The organism is Staphylococcus sp. EZ-P03, assembly GCF_003344575.1.
GTDB classification, from domain to species: Bacteria; Bacillota; Bacilli; order Staphylococcales; family Staphylococcaceae; genus Staphylococcus; species Staphylococcus simulans_B.
In genome coordinates, this window is the sequence record NZ_QPMO01000061.1 from 1 (window position 1) to 689 (window position 689).

Here is a 689-nt window from a genome sequence, read left to right on the forward strand (position 1 = left end):
ATCCCTAAAGGTCAAAATGGTGCGGATGGTCAATCAATCACAGTAAGATCAACAGCACCAGATGCGGATGGCAATACAGTTGTGACATTCTCAGACGGAACAACTGTCACAATTCCAAAAGGAGCTAAAGGAGACAAAGGTGAAACAGGCGCAGCCGGTACAAATGGTGCAGATGGAAAATCAATCACTATTACTGGCACAACGCAAACACCAGAAGGCAATACAGAAGTAACGTTTAGTGACGGTACTAAAGTAGTGATTCCTAAAGCGAAAGATGGCAAATCAGTAACAGTAACGCATACAGCACCTGATGCAGACGGTAATATTGTTGTCGACTTCAGTGATGGCACATCTATCACAGTACCAAAAGGTGCGAAAGGTGATACAGGTGCGAACGGTCAAGACGGAAGATCAGTGACTATTACAAGTGTTGAACCACAAGCAAATGGTGATACAAAAGTAACATTCAGTGATGGTCGTGAAGTAGTCATTCCTAAAGGTGCGAAAGGCGATAAAGGTGACACAGGTGAAAACGGAACTTCAGTAACAGTAACAAATACAGAAGTTCAACCTGACGGTTCAACAAAAGTAGTCTTTAGCGACGGTAAATCTCTAGTTATCCCTAAAGGTCAAAATGGTGCGGATGGTCAATCAATCACAGTAAGATCAACAGCACCAGATGCGGATGG

General features: G+C 43.3%; 1 pseudogene. It reads left to right on the forward strand.

Features of this window, described 5'->3' with window-relative positions:
• Positions 1-689 (forward strand): annotated as a pseudogene (locus DVJ99_RS12980) (hypothetical protein); the annotation flags it as partial.